Origin of the sequence: Eubacterium sp. BL-380-WT-2B (assembly GCF_009696115.1) — a bacterium.
GTDB classification, from domain to species: domain Bacteria; phylum Bacillota; class Clostridia; order Eubacteriales; family Eubacteriaceae; genus Eubacterium; species Eubacterium callanderi.
On sequence record NZ_VUMP01000006.1, the window covers coordinates 44,374 to 68,353 of the forward strand.

Genomic DNA, 23,980 nt, shown 5'->3' on the forward strand with positions numbered 1-23,980 from the left:
GTTTCCTATTTTAGCAAAGGCATGGTTTATCAGGCTACCAACCCTTTTTTACATTTTGTCAACCAACGGTTGCATTCTTTATTTTCAGCCTGTTTCCAGACATTTTATCATTTAACGCGCCCGGAAACAACCGCTGTGACCTCGATATAAAAAGAACCTGTGCGGGACGTTTCGTCTGCACAGGTTTCCAGTATGCTCAAAGCAGTTCGCCATAGCGGCGGACAAAAAATTTTTTCAGCATTGTCACCAGAACCATATACATCAGCACTGTGACTATGAGGAACGGAAAATACATTCCCGGAAGCGGCACCATATCGAGAGCTGCTCCAATAAAGGTAAAGGGCAGAAGCGTGCCGATGGCAATTCCCAGGGTGGTTAATCCTGTCAGCTGCCAGGAAGCATGACTCCCGATAAAGGGCAACTTTGGCGAACGGATCATATGAATGACCAGTGTTTGAGTCCAAAGGGACTCGACAAACCACCCGGCATGGAACAGCGCAATAAACCCGATCTGAGACGTTTGGTCAAGGGTATGGAAGGCGCCACCGAAAACCATAGGGCAAATGTAGAAGAACAGAAACAAATAGGTGGTAATATCAAACACAGAGCTGGCAGGCCCCATCCAGAGCATAAATTTAACAATGGAGGAGGCATCCCACTTTCTTGGAACCTTCAGATATTCCGGGTCGACATTGTCCCACGGAATAGCCGTGCAGGAGATGTCATAAATCAGGTTGAGCACCAAAAGCTGCATGGGCAGCATAGGTAGCATAGGCAGAAAAATGCTGGCCGCCAGAACAGAAAACATATTGCCAAAATTTGAGCTCGCGGTCATTTTAATATATTTAATGATGTTGGCATAGGTTTTACGGCCCTCTACCACACCTTCCTCCAGCACCATCAGGTCTTTTTCCAGCAGAATAATGTCCGCGGACTCGCGCGCGATATCCACAGCGGTATCGACCGAAATCCCTACGTCGGCCGTCTTCATGGCGCCAGCGTCATTGATCCCATCTCCCAGAAACCCAGTGGTGTGCCCATTACTCTTTAATGCCTCCACAATCCGCACCTTTTGCAGTGGAGAGAGCTTGGCAAAGATATCGGTCCTCTCAACAGCTTTTTCCAGGGTGTCATCGTCCATTTTTTCAATATCTGAGCCTAACAGTATCTCCCGGGCCGGCATACCGACCTGGCGGCAGATTGCTTTTGTCACTACTTCATTGTCACCTGTCAGCACTTTAACACCCACACCATACTCTTTAAGAACCTTCAGGGCCGCTTCGGTGCTTTCTTTTGGCGGATCGAGAAAAGCCAGGTAGCCGATCAGCACCATGTCGGATTCATCCGCGACCGAGAACAGCCCCACCGGTGCTGGGTTTGTCTTTTGCGCCACACCCAAAACCCGCATGCCGGCGTCATTATAACGCCGTACCTGCTCGAGGATTTCATTCCGAACCTCTTCGGTGATGGGCTCGACCTTACCCTTGTACTCTGCAAAGCTGCACACACTCAGCATTTCTTCAATGGCACCCTTTGTGATCATCTGGGTCTTGCCAGTGCCGTCTGCTACCACCACACTCATACGGCGGCGGTTGAAATCAAAGGGAATTTCGTCCACTTTCCGGTATTCTTCTTTTAATACAGCGGCAGTTCCCAGATCAACATGATTAATGACCGCCTGATCCATCAGGTTTTTAAGGCCTGTCTGGTGCCAGCTGTTCAGGAAAGCATGACGCATGACACGGTCGTCCTCATTGCCATGAATGTCTAAAGGGTACTCAAGAACCACCTTATCCTGCGTAAGGGTTCCTGTTTTATCGGTACACAAAACATCCATGGCGCCAAAATTCTGAATAGCACTCAGATTTTTGACAATGACTTTTTTCTTCGACATGGCCACTGCACTTTTCGCAAGATTTGCCGAGACGATCATCGGCAGCATTTCCGGTGTTAACCCAACTGCCACTGAAATCGCGAATAAAAAGGCTTCAGGCCAATCGCCTTTTGTCAGTCCATTGGCTAAAAATACCAGCGGAACCATGACCAGCATAAAGCGGATCAAAACCCATGAAACAGAATTAACCCCTTTATCAAAGCTTGTATCCTGACGCTTTGGGCTCAGCTGGCTGGCCAGAGAGCCAAAAATCGTATCATCGCCAACTGCCAGTACCAGCGCTTTGGCTGACCCGCTGACAACGTTCGTTCCCATAAAAGCCAGATTATTACAGGACAGCGGATCACCCTGCGTATTTTTTACCGGATTTCCATACTTTTCAACCGCTTCACTCTCTCCTGTCAAGGAGGACTGGCTGATAAAAAGATCGCGCGCGTTCAGTATTCTGACATCGGCTGGAACCATATCACCAGCCGCCAGATAGATAATATCCCCCACCACAATTTCATCCAGAGGGATCTCTGCTTTTCCGGCCGGACTCCTGTCGACCGCAGCGGTTGTCTCGACCATTTCGCCAAGCCGTTCGGCTGCCCGGTCTGATTTCTGTTCCTGAAAAAAACGCAGTGATCCGCTGATCAGCACCATGATTCCGACAATCATCACAAACACAGGATCTTTTTCTCCCGGGGCTGCCATCACGACATCCGTAATAAATGAAACCAATGCCAGCACAATCAAAATAACTGTAAAGGGATTGACAAAAGCCTCAAAAATTCGCTTCAGGACAGAATCATTCTGATGGCGGCTCAGTTTATTTTCACCAAAGGCCTCACGCATTTCAGCAACCTTTTCTTCTGTGTAGCTTCCGGCACTGTAAGTCTTTACAAGAGTGTTTTGCTCTGTAACGGCCGCTTCCAACAGTCTGTTTTTTACATTATTTAAAATCATTTTCATTGTCTTAACCTCCTGAATTTTTGTTTATCAGTTTTGTTAAGACACAAGCCTCAGTAAAGGCAGCTGCCAGAGGTGGAAAAACAAACCCATTTCTTTTGTTTGCACGGTTCCTCCACTGCTTCCTCTGCCCTTCCGGGACCTATGCCTTTCTCTCGTCCAACGTCCATTTTTCTCACCTGCCTTTTCGACCTTATATTTATTCTATTGCAATAAAAAAACCTCTGCCAAAGCCCAAGCAATGACAGAGGACAACCTATCAAAAAATCGTCTCTTAATCTATTCACCGTTCAAGCTTTAGCTTCACAGGGCGGTGAAATTACATTAGTCAATGCCTTGCGTTCGACATAAACTGTTGACCATCTTGTAGTGTCTCCACTAGTTTGCGGCAGTAATCCATATCCCTGTGGTAGCCTCACCTACCGAAATATTTATTTCTTTGCTATTTTACTTCTTTTGTTTCACTTTGTCAAGCTGCTTATTGATTTCTTAAGTTTGTCAACAGAAATATCTCATTAGCCTCTCAATTGTTTCATTTAAGCATGCTTTGTGTCGAATTGGGTATAATCAAATCATCGCATGTAAGGAGGTTTTATGATGAAACAACATACTCTAAAATCAGCTAAAGTACCAGATACATATAAAAAGCCTGACGACCAGTCCTTAAAAGAGACGCTATCGCCCGAAGCCTATGAGGTGACACAAAACAGCATGACTGAGCGCGCCTTTGCCGGCGAATACTGGGATCAATTTGAACCGGGAATTTATGTGGACATCACCACCGGCGAACCTCTTTTTTCTTCATCTGATAAATTTGACGCCGGATGTGGATGGCCTTCTTTTTCAAAGCCCATTGATCCGGACACGATCCGTAAGCATAAAGATACCAGCTACGGTATGGTCCGGACAGAAGTGCGCAGCCGGACGGGCGACGCACACCTAGGACATGTCTTTGAGGACGGACCCGCTGACCTTGGCGGTGAACGCTACTGCATCAACAGTGCTGCGCTCAGGTTTATTCCAAAGGATCAAATGGAGGCGGAGGGCTATGGCTGGCTTCTTTCTGTTTTAGCATAATTTCAGACTATAATTCTTCTCTCAGTTGTTTTATTTTTTACTCAAAAGGGTATTTATAAAGCAAGTTAAGGAGTTGATTAAATGTCTTCAGATAATTTAGAAATTTTAAACATAGATCCCTATTTAGAACGCTATAAATCTGCAATCGAATGGCGAAACAACCGGTTTAATATGAAAAAAAAGGCTCTTTTAAAGAATAAAAAGAGCCTTTCTGATTTTGCAGACGGTTACCTCTATTTCGGCTTTCACCAAAAGGCCGAGGGGTGGGTATACCGTGAGTGGGCTCCGAACGCCAAGTCTGTTTTTCTCATTGGTGATTTTAACGGATGGGACAGAGACGCTACCCCCCTAAAGCCTTTGGGCAGCGGCAGATGGGAAGTCTTTCTCCCCGGAAAAAAAGCGCTGCCACATGGCTCACGGGTTAAAGTACATATTAAAACCAAGGATCAGTCCTTTGACCGGGTACCGCTCTACTGTAAGCGTGTGATACAGGATAAAAACACCTTTGCTTTTGACGGGCAGATCTGGAATCCCGAACAGCCTTACAAATGGCATGATAAGGCCTTTCACCCCGATCAATCCGTGCCGCCGCTCATCTATGAAGCTCACATCGGCATCGCCGGAGAGTCTCCAGAGGTCTCGACCTTCAAAGAGTTTACACAAAACACGCTGCCTCATATTGCCGGACTTGGCTACAATGCTGTCCAGCTTATGGCGATCATGGAGCACCCTTATTACGCCTCCTTTGGCTATCAGGTTTCTAATTTCTTTGCGGTTTCCTCCCGCTTTGGTACTCCCGAGGACTTAAAGGCGCTCATTGACACAGCGCACCATCTCGGTATCGCGGTTATCCTCGATTTAGTGCACTCCCACGCCTCACGCAATGTTCTGGACGGTATCGGAGAATTTGACGGAACGGACTATCAGTTTTTTCACGCCGGCCCGGAGGGCGATCATCCTGCCTGGGGTTCAAAGGTTTTTAATTACGATAAGCCCGAGGTTCTCCATTTTCTCTTGTCCAATATAAAATTCTGGCTGGACGAATACCATTTTGACGGCTTCCGTTTTGACGGTGTTACCTCTATACTGTACCATAACCATGGCCTTGGCGTAAACTTTAATTCATACGATCAGTACTTTTCATCCAATACGGATATGTCCGGTCTTACCTATCTCCAGATGGCTTCTGCCCTTGCAAAGGAAATAAAGCCGGATTGTTTCCTCATCGCTGAGGATATGAGCGGGCTTCCCGGCATGGCACTTCCCGTCTCCCAGGGCGGCCTTGGCTTTGACTACCGGCTGGGCATGGGCCTCCCTGATTTCTGGATTCATACATTAAGGGATTTAAGAGACGAGGACTGGGATTTAAACGCACTCTGGCATGAGCTTACACAGCGGCGGCCGGGTGAAAAGGTCATTGGCTATGCTGAATCACACGATCAAGCCATTGTCGGTGATAAAACCATCATGTTCTGGCTGGCTGATCAGGATATGTACAGCGATATGAATGTTTTTAACCAGAACCCTGTTATTGAACGCGCCTTGGCTTTACATAAAATGATCCGGCTGATCACCTGTACCTGCGCTGGCGAAGGCTATATGAACTTTATGGGCAACGAGTTTGGGCATCCCGAATGGATCGATTTTCCCCGGGAGGAAAACGGCTGGAGCTACCAGTATGCCCGCCGGCAGTGGCATCTGGCAGAAGACACCAACCTTCGATACCGCTATCTCCAGGATTTTGACAGAGCCATGATTCATTTTGTCAAGGAGACAAAGCTGCTTGAATATCCGTCTGAGCTTCTGCTCATTGACACCTGGGCAAAACTGCTGCTCTATTCAAAGGGGCCTTACCTCTTCGCCTTTAATTTCCATCCCACAAAAGATTTCAATGGCTTCATCCCACTTCCTGACAGCAACGGCTATCAGCCCCTTCTCAACACAGAATCCCGCGATTTCGGCGGCTGGATGGACACAGAGCCTGACCTCATTGACGCTAAGGCAAACTGCCCCGGTCGGCTTACCACCCTATATATTCCAAAACGCTCAGCCGCCGTCTACGCCCCGGCACGCTAAGAAAAAACGGATATTACAATGCGCAATCCGCACTTTCTTGTATTTTGATCCCACACATGTTATAGTTGCAGGAGATGATGTGGCGTTACGCCGCATCATTTCCTTATTGTGAAAGGAGCGCTTTTATGAAAACTTTTAGTTTATCTTCCAATGAGAAAAACATGCTCAAGGAAAAAATCATCGCTGCGGTTGATCCTAAGCTTTCGATAAAGCAGGAAGGCGTAGACTTTATTCTGTACCCTGGCATGCAGAAAGAAGGTTATGCCCTGATGCTGGAAGAAGACGGTGGCTGTGACTCTCTCAGCGCTTTGCAAAAGGGCACTGAACAGCTTATCGTTGCTGGCGCCATCGTTCTTACTCCATATGGTATACTCGAATATCTATAAATAACCAAAGCTAGCGTTGATAAGGTGTCACTGCCCATTTAATGCAGTGATCCAGCTTCTTCTCAAATATACGGTAACCCTCTAAAATATCATTGAGAGGGGCCTCGTGCGTTATGAGGAATTCTGTATTGACCCGTCCGGCCTCAATAAGCTTCATAAGGCGCTCACAATGCACAGCGTCTACGCCGCCGGTTTTGAAAATCAGATTTTTTCCATACATCTTTTCAAGCGGAAGTGTCTGAGCCTTTTCGTACATGGCAATCAGGGCGACGACAGCGTTGGGCCGCGCCAGTTTCCAGGCCAGCTCAAATGTGTTCTCGCCGCCAGCTGCCTCGATCACACCGTCTGCCCCGCGGCCATCCGTTAAGGCTGCAACCGCCTTCTCAGCGTCCTCTGAAAACGGGTTGACGGTCTCATCTGCCAATCCCTGCTTTACCGCCAATTTCAGACGTTCATCCTGGATATCCAATGCGATAATCCGGGCGGCGCCAAACAGCCGCGCGCAGCCCATGGCACAGAGCCCCACCGGTCCGGCTCCGATAACCGCAATGGTATCACCAGGTTTTATCTCACAGAGCTCCGCCCCGAAGTAGCCGCTTGACAAAATATCTCCCAGCAGCAACGCCTCTTTGTCGGTGACGGTATCTGGTATTTCAGTCAGCCCCATATCTGCAAAGGGGACTCTTACATATTCGGCCTGGCAGCCATCAATCCGGCATCCCAGCTCCCAGCCTCCTTTTTCACAGTTGTTGATAAAGCCCTGCCGGCAGTACGCACACTCTCCGCAGAAAGTGATACAGTTGGCCGCAACGCGCGCTCCTGGTTTTAACTTTTTAACATTTCTCCCCACCTCAACAACTTCACCCACAAACTCGTGGCCAAGCACCTTTTCTGGAACAGCCCTTGGAACTGCTCCATGCATGATGTGAAGATCGCTGGTGCAAATGGTTGAGAGTGTCACACGGACAATGGCATCAGTGTCTTCCTCAAGCTTTGGAAACGGCATATCCAAAAGCTCGATGGCGCCGTCCTTATGACAGACAAGCCCTTTCATCATTTTTTCTGACTTCATTTTATTCCTCCCTCATATAGCTTCTGGCAGGCCATGTAAGATCATATCAAGAGCATCCTCATTTGTTTCGAGAGCCTTTATGATAGCAGGCGCCGGGCTGACATAGATTTCTGGATAGTCTTTCTCACCACACTCTGGTCGGACAGGAAAAGCTAACTGCTCCCTTTCTGGATGCGCTTTATTAAACTGAGCATTCTTTCCAAAGGTATTTCCCCGAGCGTCAATACGTATCCACAGCTTTTCTCCCTCCAGGTACACACCATTAAGGCAGTGTATACAATGGCCGGTATCCGGTGTGTCACCAATGGTCAGACGCTGATAACAAAAGCCGGACGGTATCCCTTTTACTCTTAGCAAAGCCGCCAGCAGCATCGATTTAGCATAGCAGATACCTTCACCAGCCTCCAACACCTCAGAGGCCGTCCGTGTTACCCTGTGCCCCTGAATATCCCAGGAATGATCAATGGTATCCCGAACAAAAAGAAAAACCTTTTCAATATACTCCAGTTTATTTTCAGAAAGCCTGTACAGGCTTTCTGACTTATCCACAATGGTACTGTCACTGTAATTAACATAAAAACTTTCTTCTAAATAATCTTTCAAATTTCCGCTTTTCGGTATGAGTTTCATTTCGCCTCCCGAAGTTTAGTCTTCCCTATCTATTGAAAATATTATAGCATAGAAAGACCGGAACAACCGGTCTTTTACTTCTTTTGCTTTAACAGTTTTTATTGGGCTGGCAGTTTGGACAGTAATAAACGCTGCCGCCCAGATAGGCTTCCTTGACAATGGCACCGCCGCAGACCGGACAGGGCGCTTTATAAGTATTTTTGGATAAAATGCTTTTATAGCCGCCCTTCATGCCAAAAATATCCTTCTCGGTATCCCGCCCTCCTTTTACAGTCATCTGATGCAGAGTGGCTTTAACAGAGTCAAACAGACGGCTGAGTTCCTCTTCCGTCAGATATTCCAGCTTTGTTCTGGGGTTCACTCGAGCGTTAAAAAGAATATCCTGCAGGCAGCCATTGCCCAGACCGGGAATCCGCTGTTCCGTTGCCAGAAGAGCCTTTGCGCTGGTATTCTTCTTAGCCGCAGCCACAATGCCTTCAAACCATTCCCAGTTAAATTCTCCGCTTAAGGGCGATGGCTTTTCTCTGGCAACCTGATGGTAATAATTGTCATTTTCTCCTTCTGTATATGCCCAGATTGCCCCGTACATCGCCACCGAAAAGACCAGAGCGCTCTCATCCTCAAAGGTCAGCAGCAGCTGATGCTTTTTGGGCTTTTTTTCCTTTGCCTCCAGATAGCGTATATTGACACCGTCCCCCAGCAAAAGCCGCTTATCCCCAAATTCAATTTCAACATAGCCGCCGTACGACGTGGCCCTGTCTACTTTCATCCCCAGAAGCTGCCCACGGCAGGCTTCCGGCTCGCCATTAAAAAAGGCGAATTTATGTGGTGATGCTCCCGCAACCACCTGCTCAATCTGTTTTCCTTTAACGATCTCGTCTAATTGTCCAGCTATGGTATAGCTTTCTGGTAATTCCAGCATACTGCACCTCCTCTTTTCCTGTATTATACCCTATAAATACTGACAGGTTTTGTCATATTTCACTGAAATTTGCTCTTTTGCAGTAAATAAATGCCCAAAGCCGCTGAAATTAACGGTGGCAGAGCATCTCATCCCCGGACTCTGTTTTAAACCATTGAAAAAGGCCGCGGACAGACAATGTCCACGGCCTTACATCACTTTTATTTTTTCTGCTTTTATCATAGAAAGGCCAGGCTTCCCTGTCAATGCCCCCAAAAATCTGAACATTCTGCCATAATCTCAGCGGCTGGTTTCAGGGTTGCTTCCGCAATAGGGACGCCCGTTTTTTTGAGATAATGGCGGATCATATGATAACCGCAGGCATACCCCGCGCAATAGGGCATCCCCACCGGGAAGAAATGCTGTATCTCTGCTATCTCGTCACCGTAAAGCCAGGGTGTAATACCGTCAAAGCCGGTTACATCAAAGGCTTCAACAATCTTTGGTTTTATCACCTCTTCCAAAACTGACGCATCTGTTTTAGTTACCCACGGACCAACGGCTTTTTCGCCGTAGAGAGCCGCGGCAAAATTTTCGGCCAGTCCCTCACTTACCATCATTTCGGCCAGCGTAATATCCGGCCGCCATTTCTGGAATTGAAACCGCACATTGTGGTTGCACTCATGGGCCAGGGCCGCAGGCATCCTGGCGACCGTCGTTTCACTCGGCACCAATGAGCCCAAAATATAGCCTGGAATGCCGCCGTCCCCGCAGTACCCCTCACTCATCTGTGTATATGGATTATCCGGATTGGCCAGAAGAAGGGTAAAAAAGTATTCCTGAACCGGCAGTTCGATACCCGCCTTTACAAAACAATCCAGGGATTTCTTTATCGCTTCCTCACTGGCAGACCAAAGACTTTCTTCTTTAAGCCACTCCACCGCTTCTTTCTGTGAATGATCCACCCTTTCTGGTGGGAAAAGCCCCATCATTTCAGAGGCCATCACCACATCGTAGCCGCCTTTCCGGGCAGCCTTAATCGGCACATTGATACATGCCCACTTGTACTCAAAAGGCTTCATCATCTCATAACGGTAAAGGTCATCTCTTTTTCCGTCAGAAGCGTTCATCATCTTTTCATAAATTTTTCCAGAATAAATGGCATTGATTTTCATAAAACGTCATCTCCTTTCGTGTCTTAATCTCAGTTTAAGGGATAACGCCGCGTAAGGGTCAAGCTTTATTTAAAAGCCTGAGGACATTTCTTCATTAAAAAACTTTTGAAATCAGCAGCACTGCCGGCCGTAAAGCCATCCTTGTCAAGAATATGCATTTTTCCGCCAGCCACAAGCACGAAGGTATGCCCTGTCTCATAGATTTTTTCAATCTGTTTGTAAAAAACAGGCCGTTCTGCCTCAGCTGTTTTCCAAACCATCTTATCCTTGGTGATGGTCCATTTGAAGCCACTGGCCGGAAAAATATCTTTTTGCTCATTGTAGGCTCTCTCTGCCGAAAAGCGGTATCCCTGAAAATAGACAAGCACCAGCAGTATTCCCATCACTATAAATATCACGCCTGCCGGCCAGGACGCTCGCGACAGATAATAATAGGCGCAAACAAAACAAAAAGCAGCCATAAGTAAATAGAACCAGCGTTTTTTCAGAGCGTTTTTCTGATACCATTTTCCCTGCGCCTCAAGATAAATTTTTTTGCTGTAAATGGTTGTGTTTTCAAATAAAATTTTCATTTTTTATCCTTCTATTTTTTCGATAATGGCTTTATTATACACCAACTTTTCCCCAAATGGTAAATTTAATTTTTATCTGGGCATTCCGTCCTAAATTCGTTATAATGGGTATAAGTTTTACATCATCAATTTCAGAAAGGAAAGATCATGGATAACAACAATACCATCAATTTGAACTCTGAATACTCCGCAGGCTTTCAGATTGAACTCCTGGATTTAGATATGGATAAGCTGGAAGACCCCATTTTAGTGGTGGGTTCCGGCGCTACAGGGAACCTCGTCTTCTTTTTAAACGCACAGGGCCACCGCGCCTGCGGCATTGACCCCAGCGCAGAGGATACCGATGTTACGCGCGCATCCGATTTTTTACATGTCGATTATGGTAAGGACTACTGGGGCAGTATTCTCTCCCCCCTGGCCTTTATTAAAGAAATGTCTGCCGCCATGGCCGCACAGGACGGCAGTGACCTGGAATGGGTAAAATGCTATAAATCTATTCTGACAGCGCTTAAAAAGGGCGGCTCCTTTATTTACGCCCCTTCCCTCCCCTATATTGAGGATATTCTGCCAAAAGAGCAGTTTGAAATAACCCGCAGCACCATTCGTGAAAATCTGTCCCGCACAAAGATCACCAGAAAATAATAAAAGAGATGATGCGGCGAAACGCCGCATCATCTCTTTTTGCTTTTTGAACCAACTGCCGCAGCCGCCGCCCTCTGCCGATGACTGTTTTTCTGCACATGCTTACCGGTTCTCAGCATCAGCACAATGGATAGAACCAGTGTCAGCGCCAGCACCGTACAGCACAGGGGCAGGTTATAGGCAAAGCCTTCTGAAAAGGCGCCTGGATCAATTCTGTAATTAATAAGGGCAAAGCCCGCTGTGAGCGGATACACATTTCCGAGTCCGTGGCCTGCCACCAGACCGCCGCAGACCCCGTAAAAGAAGGCAAAGCCCACGCCCGCGACAAAGCCGCCCGGCTTTTTACTGGTAAAAACAATGATGGGCAGTACCGCGATATACACGCACAGGTTCATGACCACCATCTGCACAAGCGACTGCACTGCCAGATTTGCCGTAAAGCCTTCCAGCTCGGATATTCCGGCAAACAGTACGGTTACCAGGAAGCTGCCGACTCCCGACAGCGCCACCAGAGCCGCGATAACCAAAAGCTTAGCGGTCAGCAGCTTACTGAAGGGGACGGGTATGGTCAGCAGGTTTTTAAGGGTATCATCTGTCCACTCTCTGGAGATAATATAACCTGCCAACAGCGTAAAAACCAGAGGATTGACCGCGTCAAAATTTGTCCAGATAACATTGTCTGAGAAATCCGGAAAGGCATAGGTTCCGCTGGTATCCATGGAGATGGTAAACCAGGAAAGCAGCGGGCCGCAGAGCATGGCGGCTGCCGCCACCCAGACAATGGGGTAGCGCTTGAGCTTCAGTAATTCTGTCTTAATCAATTTCAGCATTTTTCTTCTCCCTCCCGCCGGTCAAATAAATAAAAATAAAAACCGCCGCAACACACAAAATCCACTTTAGTTTTCTCACAGCGCACCTCAACTTTCACGTTTTCCGTAGATAAACAGAATACCCACGATGGACAGCACCGCGATCAGACCGACAACTCCGGCCGCCAAAGGCAGGGAAACCGCCGTTTCTTTGACCGCCGCCGCGGCCGCGCCGCCCTGGATGGCCAGCACCTGCCAGCGCCAGATGAGCGGGACAGGCAGAATGGTGAGCAGCGGATTGGTGAAGTTTCCGCTTGTAAAGCTGGTACTCGCGACACCAAAGCCCCCCACCGCATAAACCAGGGACAGAAGAATCGAAAAAATATAGCTCCGATTGAAAAAGACAATGGCAATGACCACCGGCAGGGTTCCGGCAGTCAGGAGAATACCTGTCATAATGCTGATCCACAGCTTATAGCCCACCCCATTGATACCGCCGCCGATCAGTCCGCCCACCATGGATGAGGCCATGAGCGCAACGGAATAAAAAATGCCTAATATGAACAATGTAATGATCTTGGCCGCGATAATCTGATTACTGCTTAAGGGAATGGTTCGCAGATTTTTTAGCGTGTCGTTATCCCTTTCCATGTAAAACAGCATGGCTGCCACGATCCCGATAATGCAGGGCATGGAGATAAAATTTCCAAAGCCCACAATCATACCAAACAGGCCGTCATACATTTCCGCGGGCGGCATCACATTGTCCGCGCTCTGCCCGATGCCGGTTTTCAGGACAATGGCCGTAAGCGGAATAGGCATGATACAGGCCGCCAAAACGATAAAAATCACAAATTTTTTGCGTTTCAGCTTTAAGAACTCACAGCGCACAAGCTTAAGCAATGCCGACACCCCCCGTAACTTTTTTGAAATAATCCTCCAGGGTATCCTCACAGGTGTGGGCGTCGTCTACCACCAGCTCATTCTCCACAAAACATTTTGTCAGCGTACCAACCCGCAGGCTGGTGTCAAAGAGCCGCAGCGTGTGTCTGTCGTCAATACTGAAATCATTGGTTTTAAAGACCTTTTCCAGAATCCGCGCTGCTTTAGCCGTATCGGATAAAACAAAACGGATATACATCTGGTTTTTATCCCTGAGCACAGACATACGTTCCTCCTCCAAAAGCACACCGTTATCAATAATGCCCACATCATCGGCCAAAAGCTCAATTTCTGAAAGAATGTGGCTGGATACCAGAATGGTTTTTCCCTTTTTCGCAAAGGCTTTGAGCAGATCACGGATCTCTGCGATGCCGATGGGGTCCAGGCCATTGATGGGCTCATCCAGAATTAAAAGCTCGGGGTCGTGCATGACAGCCAGGGCAATAGCCAGGCGCTGTTTCATACCCAGCGAATACTTGGAAAAAAGCTTTTTATCCTTGTATGGAAGCCCCACAAGCTCAAGGGATTCTTTAACTGCCTCCTTCCTCGGAATGCCACGAAGCGTGGCGAAAATACTCAAATTTTCTGTTCCCGTCAGGTTGGGATAAAAGCCCGGCGACTCGATCAGGCTTCCAATTCTCGGGTACAGGGCCTTACCGTCCTTAAGCGGGTCTTTCCCAAAAATACGGATAGCGCCCTGAGTGGGCTCAGTTAATCCCAGGAGCATTCGCATGGTGGTGGTTTTTCCTGCGCCGTTGCGGCCCAGCAGGCCATATATCTTTCCCCTGCGCACATGCAGATCAAGAGACGAAACGCTGACCTGATCGCCATAAACCTTTGTCAGATTTTTTGTAGCGATAACATATTTTTCCTTCATCGTTCAGTTCCTCCTCTGTTGATACTGCTATGATACCACCTGTGTCCTGCCCCAACCTTGCCTCAACCTTGCTTTAACCTTGTCTTTCATCAAACCAGCTTAAAATCCAGGAGAAAACGCGTCCCCTTTCCCACTTCGCTCATTACACGGATATCGCCGTTCTGCAGCCGGACCAGCTGCTCCACAATGGAGAGCCCAAGGCCGCTGCCCTTGCCCATTCTGGCAGGGTCACATTTATAAAGACGATCAAAAATATGGTCCAGCTCCTCCGCTGGTATCCCCCTTCCATTATCCTTTACCCATATCTCCACACTGTCTTTCTTTTCCTCTACACCAACAGAAATCGCAGAAGCGCCGCTGTGGCTCACCACGTTTTGTATCAGATTATTTAAAATCCTTCTGTAAGCCGCTGTGTCCAGAGAGACAGTCATGCGTTTTTCCGGGATAAAAAAAGCATAATTCATTTCATTTTGCTCAAAAACCGGAAGCCAGTCACTCAGAACGGTCTGGGTCATTTCCGTCACATTCACCGGAGCGATTTCCAGCACCCGCTCGTTGGAGTTCAGCTTAAACCATTCAAAAAGATCATCCACATACATCTGGAGGCTGTGGGCCTTTTCCCGGGCTGTTTCGATGTATTCTTCCCGCTCCGCTCCCTCAACCAGGTGGCTGTGGACAGCGTCCAGATAGCCGATCAGGGTGGTGAGCGGCGTCCGGACGTCGTGGGAAAGGCTGGTCATCATCTGCCGGTTGGCCTGATCGCGCTCATTGAGCTCCGCGATTGTATCCCGATCCCCCTCCGTAATAGCGTTGATTTTATAAAAAAAGGGCGCCACAATATTATCCGGCGCTGCCAGCATACGGCGGTTCAGATTGCCGTTTCGGATATCTTCAAGTGCCTCATTCATATCCCGGACGCTTTTGCGTGCCTGATAGAGTTTCCCTGCCAAAATAAGAGCCGCGCTGCCGGCAAGGAACAAAAGCGCTGTCAGCAGCATTTCCAATCCTTCCATGATCACACCTCCGCGTTAAAACGGTAGCCTACGCCCTTGATGGTCTGAATATAGGTCGGTTTTTTGGAATCCGGCTCAATAAGTCTGCGTATTTTGCTGATATGCGCCATGATATTGCTGTCATCATACAGGTATTCTTCCTGCCAGACCTCCTCATAGATCTGCTTCTTTGTCAGGGCGCGCCCTTTGTTTTTGGCCAGATAATACAAAATATCAAACTCCTTTGCCTGAAGCTCAATCCCTCTGCCGCAAACTGTAACCAGCCGCCTGTCCGGATCGATTTCAAGATTTTTAAAGCTCAGCCTGCCAAGGATTTCCTCCCCGCTTCCGTTGAGAATGGTGTAGCGCCTCACCAGCGAATGAACCCTGGCGCTGAACTCATTAATATCAAAGGGCTTTGTGAGATAATCATCCGCCCCGAGCCGGAGCCCGTATACCTTGTCGATATTATCGTCCCGGGCTGTCAGCATCAATACTGGTACCGCACTGGTTTCACGGATTTTCCTGAGCACCTCGAAGCCGTCCAGACCGGGCATCATTACATCCAACACCACGAGCACCGGGCTGCCCTCCTCCAACTTTTCAAGCCCTTCGCGGCCGTCACTGGCGCAGGCCGCTTCAAAGCCATCGCAGGTGACACATTTTTCGAGTAGGGCGCACAGCTTAGGATCATCGTCAATGATTATAATTCTATTTTTCATTTTGTTCTCCTTTTGTCCATGATTGTCTTTTCATTCTAACATCTTCCGCTGAAAAAAAGAACAAAAATAAAAAAGGGAAGGCGGCGAAACGCCGTGTCATCTCAGAAATGACAGCTGTTCACATTGATACTGGCCTTTGTAGTCTTTGATAATATCTTTCATCCTGAAATTGAGGCCCGCCTGACCGCAGACATTTTCTAAAAACGTGTAAAGTTCATGTGCTCTGGAAGCTCCGCAGCTATAATCATTGCCGTATCGCCGCATATACTTTTGCCGGAGTCCGGGAAAATGCTGGTCCAGCTGATTAAAATAATAATCTCTCTGGACATCTCTAAGGGTAACACCAAAACCGGGATAAATGAAACGTGCGCCGCACTTTGCCCCCTGCTCCACAATCGACTGGATATTGTCTGTGTTGTCCTCAATAAAGGGAAGAATCGGCATCAGCAAAATGCCGATATAGATGCCCGCGTCTGAGAGGGCTTTTACTGCCTCAAACCGTTTGCTACTTGGCGGGGCCCCAGGCTCGACAATACCGCTCAATGCATCGTCCGCCGCTGTGATCGTGACCTTACAGATAACCGGGGAGTGGCTCTGTATACGCGACAGCAGATCAATATCCCGTGTGACCAGGCTCCCCTTGGTCGCGATGGCCACGCCAAAGCCATAATGGTCAATGAGATTGAGCGCTTCCCTGGTCAGGCGCTCCTTTCTCTCAAAGGGATTGTAGGGATCGCTCATGGCGCCAGTTCCTACCACACCTTTTTTCTTTTTACTTTTAAGGTCACGGGCGATGAGCCTGAGGGCGTCCTGCTTTTTCTTTACCGTGTCAAAATCTGTATTCTGGTAGCATTCGCTGCGGCTGTCACAATAAATGCAGCCGTGGCAGCAGCCCCTGTAAATATTCATGCTGTATTCTGTTCCAAACCACGCGGTATTTTTATTCTTGGTGACCAGTGTTTTGGCCGGTATTGTTTCCATTGATTTCTCCTTTTTCTTTCTCTCTATATTATACCAGACAGAATCTGACAGGTCGTGTCATATTTGAACTGCAGCGCTTCTTCTTGCATTTTGCTGCTTTTCTGGTTATACTGAACTGCGTACAAGGAGGTACCTATGACGGACAAACCATCAAAAATACTCATCGTTGAGGATGATCGCGCCCTGAACCAGGGACTTGTGCTGTCCTTAAAAAACGATTCTTATACCACACTTTCCGCCTTTTCCATTAAGGAGGCCAGAGAAAAACTGACAGACAATACCTTTGACCTGATCGTTCTGGATGTAAATCTGCCTGACGGCAATGGGCTGGAGCTGTGCCAGGAGATACGGCGCCGTTCTGCTGTTCCCATTATTTTTCTGACCGCCAACGATATGGAAATGGACGTGGTCATCGGCCTTGAAAACGGCGGAGATGACTATATCACGAAGCCCTTCAGCCTGGCGATTCTGCGTGCCCGCATCGCCGCGCTGCTGCGCCGAAGCCAGAAGGAACGGCAAAACCGCATAAAAATCGACGCCTTTACTTTTGATTTTGACCAAATGGTTTTTTTAAAAGGAGAAGATGAGCTGACGCTCAGCAAAACGGAGCAGAAGCTGTTAAAGCTGCTGCTGGCAAACCGCGGCACCACAGTCACCAGAGATCTGCTGCTGGAAAAGGTCTGGGGAGACAGCATGGACTTTGTGGATGAAAACGCCCTCTCTGTGACCATACGCCGTCTGCGCAGCAAGCTCGAGGACAATTCCTCAAAGCCTGTGTATATCCAGACAGTTTATGGCCTGGGGTATACCTGGGCGGTGACGTAAAATGAACGCAGCCGTTATCCTTATTTCAATATCGGCCATTCTCCTCGGCGGGTTCTTTATCCTTTGCCTATTCCGCTTAAGCCGGACCCTTACCTGTCTGGACCAAATGCTTGACAGCGCTCTTGAGAACACCTTTGAAGAAAATGCTTTTGACGAAAGCCGCCTCTCAGCCCTTGAAACCAAGCTTCATCATTTTCTGAGCGCCAGCCGTGCCCGCAGCAGCCGCACTGTATCTGAGCGGGATCAGGTCCAGACCCTTATCGGCGATATTTCCCACCAGACTAAAACGCCCATTGCCAACCTGAGGCTTTATTCTGACTTGCTGGCAGAACAGTCAGGCCTGCCAGAATCTGCTCAGATGCTGGCAGATGAGATTGGCCGGCAAAGCGCAAAGCTTGATTTTCTGATCCAGTCACTGATCAAGGCCTCCCGGCTTGAAAACGGCATTGTTCAGGTTTCACCCGAGACTTCCGCCATGGATGTGCTTTTAGAAAGCGCCGCGCTGGGGGTATTAAAAAAAGCTCAAAACCGTTCTGTCACGCTTATTATGGATGTTCCGCAGAACCTGTCCGCCTGCTTTGATCTCAAATGGACAGCGGAGGCTCTTTATAATATTCTGGACAACGCACTCAAATACACCCCGCCGGGCGGAGAAATTCGCGTCACCGCGCAGGCCTATGAATTATTCTGCCGAATCGATGTCTCAGACACTGGAATTGGTATTTCCGAAGACGAAATACCCAAGATTTTCAGCCGCTTCTACCGTTCCTCCGCAGTCAGCCAGGAAGAAGGCGTTGGCATTGGCCTTTACCTCTCCCGGGAGATTATCACCTTGCAGGGCGGCTATATCAAGGTTTCCTCCGAACCCGGTAAAGGCTCCTGCTTCTCTGTTTTTCTGCCACGCTCTTTTCAAAAAAAGGAAGAAACTTCTGCCTTTTAAATGAAATCTGTCAAAACTGTAAGATTCCGGAAAGAACATGGAAAGAAGTTTTTGTTATAGTTTGTTTATGGAGTTCTTACTCCGTACAGACTATCAATTATGGAGGTCATTATGATCATTCTACAGACAAAACAGCTAAAAAAATATTACGGTACAGGTGAAACCACTGTAAAGGCTCTTGACAATGTGTCCCTTGAGATAGAAGAAGGCTCATTTTCAGCCATTGTCGGCACCTCAGGCAGTGGAAAATCCACGCTTTTACATATGCTCGGCGGACTGGACCGCCCTACATCAGGCTCCGTAATGGTGGATGGCAAAAACATCTTCGATTTGAAGGATGACGCCCTGACCATTTTCAGACGCCGCAAAATTGGATTTGTGTTTCAAAACTACAACCTGGTGCCAGTCCTCAATGTTTATGAAAATATCGTCCTGCCCATCGAGCTGGACGGCCATGCCGTTGATAAAAAATACGTAAGCAAAATCATTGATATCCTCGGGCTTAAAAGCAAGCTTTACAGCCTTCCAAGCCAGCTTTCCGGCGGCCAGCAGCAGCGCGTCGCCATTGCCCGGGCCCTTGCCTCTAAGCCGGCCATTATCCTGGCCGACGAACCCACCGGTAATCTGGATTCCAAAACCAGTCTGGATGTTCTGGGTCTTTTAAAAATCACCAGCGAGCACTTTCATCAGACCATTGTGATGATCACCCACAATGAGGAAATCGCTCAGATGGCAGACCGGATCATCCACATCGAGGATGGTCAGATCACAGGTGGTGGCTGCTATGCTTAAGGTCAAAAATAAAAAAGCCGTGGACAGGATTGCCCTCAAGAGCTTTAAAGCCAATAAGCTCCGCAACCTCATCGCCATTGTGGCTATTGCCCTGACCACCATTCTGTTCACCACGCTTTTCACCATGGGCACCGGTGTCGTGGAAACCTTCCAGCAGCAGACCATCCGCCAGGCCGGCGGGGACGGGCACGCGGTTTTAAAGTACCTGAACGATGAAGAATTTGACAAAATCAAAAACCATCCTCTGATTAAGGAGATCAGCTACGACCGCCTGATGGCAGACTCAGTAGACAACCCAGAACTGCTGAAACGCCGGTCTGAGATGTGGTATAAAGACGATACAGGCTTAAAATTCGCAGGTATCCGCCTGACAGAAGGACAGAAGCCCCAGTCTGCCAATGAGATCATCACGGATACTAAAACCCTCGACATGCTGGGCCTGCCTCACGAGGTTGGCGCCACTGTTCCCCTGACTTACACCATCCAGGACCAGGTTTTTACCCGTAACTTTATTCTTTCTGGCTACTGGGAAAGCGACCCGGTTTTTAATGTCGGACAGATTTATGTCTCTCAGGCTTTTGTCTCTGAAAATGCTGATATTCTCAGCCAGGCTGACCCGGGAGACGGCCAGATGGCCGGAGTGGTAAATGCCTATATTCTGTTTAGAAACAGCTTTAATCTCGATGCCAAGCTTCATCAGGTGATCACCGAGAGTGGCTTCAACGCTTCGGATTCCGAAGCGCCTGACTACATTGCCTCCAATGTCAACTGGGCTTACCTGTCCTCAAACTTCTCATTAAGCCCTGCCACTGTTCTGGCAGCTTCATCTGCCATTATCCTTATTGTGTTCACAGGCTATCTGATTATTTACAATATTTTTCAGATATCTGTTATCCGGGATATTCGTTTTTATGGCCTGTTAAAAACCATTGGAACGACTGGGCGGCAGATTCGGCATATCCTTAACCGGCAGGCTGTTCTGCTTTCAGCCATCGGCATTCCTATTGGTCTGATTATTGGCTTTTTCACCGGGAAAGCCCTGATTCCCATTCTTTTATCGGCCAGTAACTACAGCGCGGACAACGGCGTTTATGTCTCACTGAACCCGCTGATTTTTATCGGCTCTGCCCTGTTTGCCATTGTGACAGTTTTCATCAGCACACGCAAGCCCGGGCGCATTGCCTCAAGAGTATCTCCCATTGAGGCGGTTCGTTATACCGAAGGTGGAAAAGAACGAAAAAAACAGAAAAAATCAACAGACGGCGGCAGGCTTTACCGCATGGCGCTTTCTAATCTCGGCCGCAGCCGGGGTAGAACGATCCTTGTAATCATTTCACTGTCTCTGAGCCTCGTGCTCCTGAACACGGTGTTCACGCTGTCCAGAGGGCTGGACATGGAAAAATACGTAAGCCGATGGGCCAACACAGACTTTGTTATTGCCCACGCTGATTATTTTAATTATGACTATACGGGCCCTGAGAACACTCTGTCTGATAGCTTTATCCAATTGGTCGAATCTCAGCCAGGCTTTGAAGCGGGCGGGCGGGTCTTTGGCGGAAAAAGTCAGAACATCAAAATGGACAATCCTCCCGGAGAAACCGAATACAGCAAAAATGGTGAGCAGGTCTTCGCCTCTGTATACGGTGTGGACCCTTTCGTGCTGGATAAACTCACGGTCTTAGAGGGAACTGCAGACGCTGAAAAGCTTGCTAGCGGAAACTACATCATTGCCGCTTATGAGTGTGACGATTACGGCAATCCCTATCCTTACAGTGCTCCTTTCAGCCTTGGCCAGCCCGTTACCCTGTATGACAAGAATGGTACGCCGCATACTTACGAGGTGCTGGCAAAATCCAAAGTAAACCTGAACGTGGCATCGGACCGAAGCAGCTGGGGCTACAACTTCTATCTCCCATCCGAGGTGTACAGCAGTCTTGACCCCGACCAGCCTCTGATGGAGTACACCTTTGACGTATCTGACAGCCTGGAGGGTGAAATGGAAGCCTTCCTGAAAAATTATACTGAAAAGAGCGAGCCCACAATGGACTACGAATCCCGCGAGCTCATTATCAACGAATTTGAGAGCATGCGGCAGATGATTCTGGTCATCGGCGGTATTCTGACTTTTATCATTGGTCTCATTGGTATCCTGAACTTTGTCAATTCCATTCTGACCAGTATTATTACCAGACGGCGGGAGTTCGCCATGCTTCAGAGCATTGGTATGACTGGAAGCCAGCTGACGAAAATGCTCTGTCTGGAGGGGCTTTACTATGCCCTTGGAACCATGCTGTTCTCTCTGGTTCTTGGCATTTTCTTCTCTGCCATTATCCTTCGTGGCGTTACTGCGTCCCTGTGGTTTTTCTCCTACCACTTTATCATTACACCGCTGCTCATCACCTACCCCATCCTTTTAGCCTTATCTGTGCTGATTCCGGTTATTTCTTACCGGAGCACCATCAAACAGAGTATTGTGGAACGTCTACGCGAAGCAGAATAAGAAAAAACAGAGGCTGATTTCAGTCTCTGTTTTTTTCTTGCTCTACTCTTGAATCCCCGGGATTTTCGGCAGGCTGTCAAAGCCTTTCTGCAGATCCTCATCGCTTGGGATATAGTCGTTCATTCTGCCTTCAAGGTAGGCTGAGTAGGCGGTCATATCAAAATAGCCGGTGCCGGTCAGGCCAAAGAGGATGGTCTTGGCTTCGCCGGTTTCCTTGCAGCGCAGGGCTTCATCCATGGCGGCGCGGATGGCGTGGGCAGATTCAGGCGCTGGCAGAATGGTTTCTTTTTTTGCAAAATAAACCGCTGCTTCAAACACGCGGGTCTGCTCTACAGAGGTGGCTTCCATATAGCCGTCGTGGTACAGCTTGGATAAAATCGGAGACATCCCGTGGTAGCGCAGGCCGCCGGCATGGTTGGCCGATGGAATAAAACCGCTGCCCAGGGTATACATCTTCGCCATCGGGGTGATCTTGCCTGTATCGCAGAAATCATAGGCGTAGCGGCCGCGGGTCAGCGACGGACAGGACGCGGGCTCGACGGCAATGATTCTGGGATCGGCTTTTCCGGTGAGCTTATCCTGCATAAACGGCGCTATAAGACCGCCAAGGTTCGAACCGCCGCCAGCGCAGCCAATGACAACATCGGGGTATTCTCCCAGAATCTCCATTGCCTTTTTGCTCTCGAGGCCGATGATGGACTGATGCAGCAGCACCTGATTGAGAACAGAGCCAAGCACATAGCGGCAGCCTTCGGTTTTGACTGCGGTTTCCACGGCCTCGGAGATGGCGCAGCCGAGGCTTCCGGTTGTTCCCGGGTTTTCCGCTAAAATTTTTCGGCCGATGTCGGTGGTTTCACTGGGGCTCGGCACTACTTTTCCGTCAAAGACCTGCATCACGGCTTTCCTGAAGGGCTTTTGTTCATAGGAAACCTTTACCATATACACGGTCAGGGGGATATCGAAATAAGAGCTTGCCTCTGAGAGGGCTGTTCCCCACTGGCCGGCTCCGGTCTCTGTTGTCAGGCTGGTCAGTCCCTGCTCCTTGGCGTAATACACCTGGGCGATGGCTGAGTTGAGCTTATGGCTGCCGGAGGTATTGTTGCCTTCAAATTTGTAGTAGATTTTGGCCGGGGTATCCAGCGCTTTTTCCAGGTTGTAGGCCCGGATCAGCGGGGATGGACGATAGATTCGATACATTTCCTGAACGGGTTCTGGAATATCGAAATACCGGGTTTCACCATCCATTTCCTGGTGCGCCAGCTTTTCACAGAATACAGGATACAGGTCGGACTCCACCGCGGGCTGCATGGTGCCTGGGTTGATCAGAGGGTCTGGCTGCTCCTTCATATCTGCCCGCAGGTTATACCACTGCTTTGGCAGATCCTCTTCACTTAAATAGAAACGGTAAGGTATTTTTGCCATTGTTCTTTCTCCTTCTGTATGTTAATTTTGCCCAAATAATCAAAAAAAGACTTTTGTCCCATGCTAAGGGACAAAAGTCTGTAACTTCTGCGATACCACCCAAATTGATGCACTGCCTTACAGCACACCCACTCATTTTACATACCATCATATGCACCCCGCTGATAACGGATGGGGCTCCCGTCGGCGCCTACTCCCTCATGGTTTCAGACCGCACTCCCAAGTCCATTCAGTAATTTCTGTGCTGCCGCATTTCCACCTGCCGCGGCTCTCTGGATACACCCGTCATTACCTACTTCTCTCGTTCGTCGTTTTGATTATTCTGGATTGGTGCTATTCTATAATAAATCCAAGCTTCTGTCAAGCTAAATTTAGGCTTATTTGCCGTTTCTATTTTTATGGTTTATAATAAAACCACTCCACCGGAAAGGAAAATTGATTATGTTCACACTTCACGAAGACGAAAAAGCGTACCGTCACGGCGATCACGGGCCAAAATACCTGATGATGGGTCCGACCTCAAATTTTGGTATTGTCAAGCTGCTGCCTGGCAATGTGGTGTCCCCCCATTACCATAAGATTATGGAAGAAAACTTTTATATACTGAAAGGGACTGTCTCCATGACCGTAAATGATGTTGAAAGCACCTACTCGGCTGGTGATTTTATTCATCTGGAGCCGGGAGAAATCCACCGTCTTGAAAATAAGGGCACTGAAACGGTTCGTTTTGTGGTTACCACCAGCCCCTGGATGGACCATGCCGATAAAATTGAAGTATAGAGAGCCCAGAAGAACGTTCAGA

At 48.4% G+C, this 23,980-nt stretch carries 21 protein-coding genes, 1 pseudogene, 1 riboswitch and 1 other annotated feature; of the genes and pseudogenes, 9 read left to right on the top strand and 13 right to left on the bottom strand.

Annotated elements, in window-relative coordinates; all coding sequences use genetic code 11:
* Nucleotides 1–196: 196 nt before the first annotated feature.
* Nucleotides 197–2,848 (bottom strand): magnesium-translocating P-type ATPase, encoded by a 2,652-nt coding sequence (gene mgtA, locus FYJ53_RS12665; RefSeq protein WP_013381268.1) that lies wholly within the window; start codon nt 2,846–2,848, stop codon nt 197–199.
* Between the two features lie 272 nt (nt 2,849–3,120).
* A riboswitch (M-box (ykoK) riboswitch) is annotated at nt 3,121–3,279 on the bottom strand.
* Between the two features lie 196 nt (nt 3,280–3,475).
* Between mgtA and msrB the strand changes: the two are divergent.
* From msrB to FYJ53_RS12680, 3 genes and pseudogenes are all read left to right on the top strand, one after another.
* Nucleotides 3,476–3,922, top strand: a pseudogene (gene msrB / locus FYJ53_RS12670) (peptide-methionine (R)-S-oxide reductase MsrB); the annotation flags it as partial.
* An 81-nt stretch (nt 3,923–4,003) separates the two neighbouring features.
* A complete protein-coding gene (locus FYJ53_RS12675; protein WP_013381271.1) occupies nt 4,004–5,998 on the top strand; it encodes an alpha-amylase family glycosyl hydrolase in 1,995 nt (664 codons plus the stop codon).
* 125 nt (nt 5,999–6,123) lie between these two features.
* Complete coding sequence (locus FYJ53_RS12680) at nt 6,124–6,384, top strand: hypothetical protein (protein WP_013381272.1); 261 nt, start codon at nt 6,124–6,126, stop codon at nt 6,382–6,384.
* A gap of 10 nt (nt 6,385–6,394) precedes the next feature.
* On the opposite strand, the gene FYJ53_RS12685 is transcribed toward FYJ53_RS12680, so the two are convergent.
* The 5 genes from FYJ53_RS12685 to FYJ53_RS12705 form a co-directional block, all read right to left on the bottom strand.
* Nucleotides 6,395–7,456, bottom strand: a complete 1,062-nt coding sequence (locus FYJ53_RS12685) for an alcohol dehydrogenase (protein WP_207639658.1) — start codon at nt 7,454–7,456, stop codon at nt 6,395–6,397.
* A 12-nt stretch (nt 7,457–7,468) separates the two neighbouring features.
* Nucleotides 7,469–8,086, bottom strand: coding sequence for a transglutaminase family protein (locus FYJ53_RS12690; protein ID WP_148427973.1), 618 nt, complete (start codon nt 8,084–8,086; stop codon nt 7,469–7,471).
* An 88-nt stretch (nt 8,087–8,174) separates the two neighbouring features.
* Nucleotides 8,175–9,008 carry a DNA-formamidopyrimidine glycosylase family protein gene (locus tag FYJ53_RS12695; RefSeq protein WP_013381275.1) on the bottom strand — a complete coding sequence of 278 codons (834 nt, stop codon included), beginning with the start codon at nt 9,006–9,008 and terminating at the stop codon, nt 8,175–8,177.
* Between the two features lie 242 nt (nt 9,009–9,250).
* Nucleotides 9,251–10,162, bottom strand: coding sequence for a DUF2268 domain-containing protein (locus FYJ53_RS12700; RefSeq protein WP_013381276.1), 912 nt, complete (start codon nt 10,160–10,162; stop codon nt 9,251–9,253).
* Between the two features lie 65 nt (nt 10,163–10,227).
* The gene (locus tag FYJ53_RS12705) at nt 10,228–10,734 is read right to left on the bottom strand and encodes a YcxB family protein (protein WP_013381277.1); all 507 of its coding nucleotides are present in this window, start codon (nt 10,732–10,734) and stop codon (nt 10,228–10,230) included.
* A gap of 147 nt (nt 10,735–10,881) precedes the next feature.
* On the opposite strand from FYJ53_RS12705, the gene FYJ53_RS12710 reads away from it, so the two are divergent.
* Nucleotides 10,882–11,376, top strand: a complete 495-nt coding sequence (locus tag FYJ53_RS12710; RefSeq protein WP_013381279.1) for a class I SAM-dependent methyltransferase — start codon at nt 10,882–10,884, stop codon at nt 11,374–11,376.
* Nucleotides 11,377–11,405: 29 nt separating this feature from the next.
* On the opposite strand, the gene FYJ53_RS12715 is transcribed toward FYJ53_RS12710, so the two are convergent.
* From FYJ53_RS12715 to FYJ53_RS12740, 6 genes are all read right to left on the bottom strand, one after another.
* The gene (locus FYJ53_RS12715) at nt 11,406–12,206 is read right to left on the bottom strand and encodes an ABC transporter permease (RefSeq protein ID WP_013381280.1); all 801 of its coding nucleotides are present in this window, start codon (nt 12,204–12,206) and stop codon (nt 11,406–11,408) included.
* Between the two features lie 87 nt (nt 12,207–12,293).
* Nucleotides 12,294–13,088, bottom strand: a complete 795-nt coding sequence (locus FYJ53_RS12720) for an ABC transporter permease (protein ID WP_013381282.1) — start codon at nt 13,086–13,088, stop codon at nt 12,294–12,296.
* A complete protein-coding gene (locus tag FYJ53_RS12725) occupies nt 13,081–14,004 on the bottom strand; it encodes an ABC transporter ATP-binding protein (protein WP_013381283.1) in 924 nt (307 codons plus the stop codon). Before FYJ53_RS12725 ends, FYJ53_RS12720 begins: the two co-directional genes overlap by 8 nt.
* Before the next feature lie 89 nt (nt 14,005–14,093).
* Nucleotides 14,094–15,017 (bottom strand): sensor histidine kinase KdpD, encoded by a 924-nt coding sequence (locus FYJ53_RS12730; RefSeq protein WP_148427971.1) that lies wholly within the window; start codon nt 15,015–15,017, stop codon nt 14,094–14,096.
* 2 nt (nt 15,018–15,019) lie between these two features.
* Nucleotides 15,020–15,718, bottom strand: a complete 699-nt coding sequence (locus FYJ53_RS12735; protein WP_013381286.1) for a response regulator transcription factor — start codon at nt 15,716–15,718, stop codon at nt 15,020–15,022.
* A gap of 96 nt (nt 15,719–15,814) precedes the next feature.
* Nucleotides 15,815–16,699 carry a radical SAM protein gene (locus FYJ53_RS12740; protein ID WP_148427969.1) on the bottom strand — a complete coding sequence of 295 codons (885 nt, stop codon included), beginning with the start codon at nt 16,697–16,699 and terminating at the stop codon, nt 15,815–15,817.
* A 135-nt stretch (nt 16,700–16,834) separates the two neighbouring features.
* Between FYJ53_RS12740 and FYJ53_RS12745 the strand changes: the two genes are divergently transcribed.
* From FYJ53_RS12745 to FYJ53_RS12760, 4 genes are all read left to right on the top strand, one after another.
* On the top strand, nt 16,835–17,524 hold the full coding sequence (locus FYJ53_RS12745; protein WP_013381289.1) for a response regulator transcription factor: 690 nt from the start codon (nt 16,835–16,837) through the stop codon (nt 17,522–17,524).
* Nucleotide 17,525: 1 nt separating this feature from the next.
* Complete coding sequence (locus FYJ53_RS12750) at nt 17,526–18,464, top strand: sensor histidine kinase KdpD (protein WP_073383570.1); 939 nt, start codon at nt 17,526–17,528, stop codon at nt 18,462–18,464.
* Nucleotides 18,465–18,575: 111 nt separating this feature from the next.
* Nucleotides 18,576–19,256 (top strand): ABC transporter ATP-binding protein, encoded by a 681-nt coding sequence (locus tag FYJ53_RS12755; protein ID WP_148427967.1) that lies wholly within the window; start codon nt 18,576–18,578, stop codon nt 19,254–19,256.
* Nucleotides 19,249–21,756, top strand: a complete 2,508-nt coding sequence (locus tag FYJ53_RS12760) for an ABC transporter permease (RefSeq protein WP_013381292.1) — start codon at nt 19,249–19,251, stop codon at nt 21,754–21,756. The genes FYJ53_RS12755 and FYJ53_RS12760 overlap by 8 nt, the downstream gene beginning before the upstream one ends.
* 42 nt (nt 21,757–21,798) lie before the next feature.
* Here FYJ53_RS12760 and FYJ53_RS12765 read toward each other — a convergent pair whose 3' ends face one another.
* On the bottom strand, nt 21,799–23,178 hold the full coding sequence (locus tag FYJ53_RS12765; protein ID WP_013381293.1) for a TrpB-like pyridoxal phosphate-dependent enzyme: 1,380 nt from the start codon (nt 23,176–23,178) through the stop codon (nt 21,799–21,801).
* Between the two features lie 63 nt (nt 23,179–23,241).
* Nucleotides 23,242–23,496, bottom strand: a binding site (T-box leader).
* A gap of 123 nt (nt 23,497–23,619) precedes the next feature.
* Between FYJ53_RS12765 and FYJ53_RS12770 the strand changes: the two genes are divergently transcribed.
* On the top strand, nt 23,620–23,958 hold the full coding sequence (locus FYJ53_RS12770; protein WP_013381294.1) for a cupin domain-containing protein: 339 nt from the start codon (nt 23,620–23,622) through the stop codon (nt 23,956–23,958).
* Nucleotides 23,959–23,980: the final 22 nt, after the last annotated feature.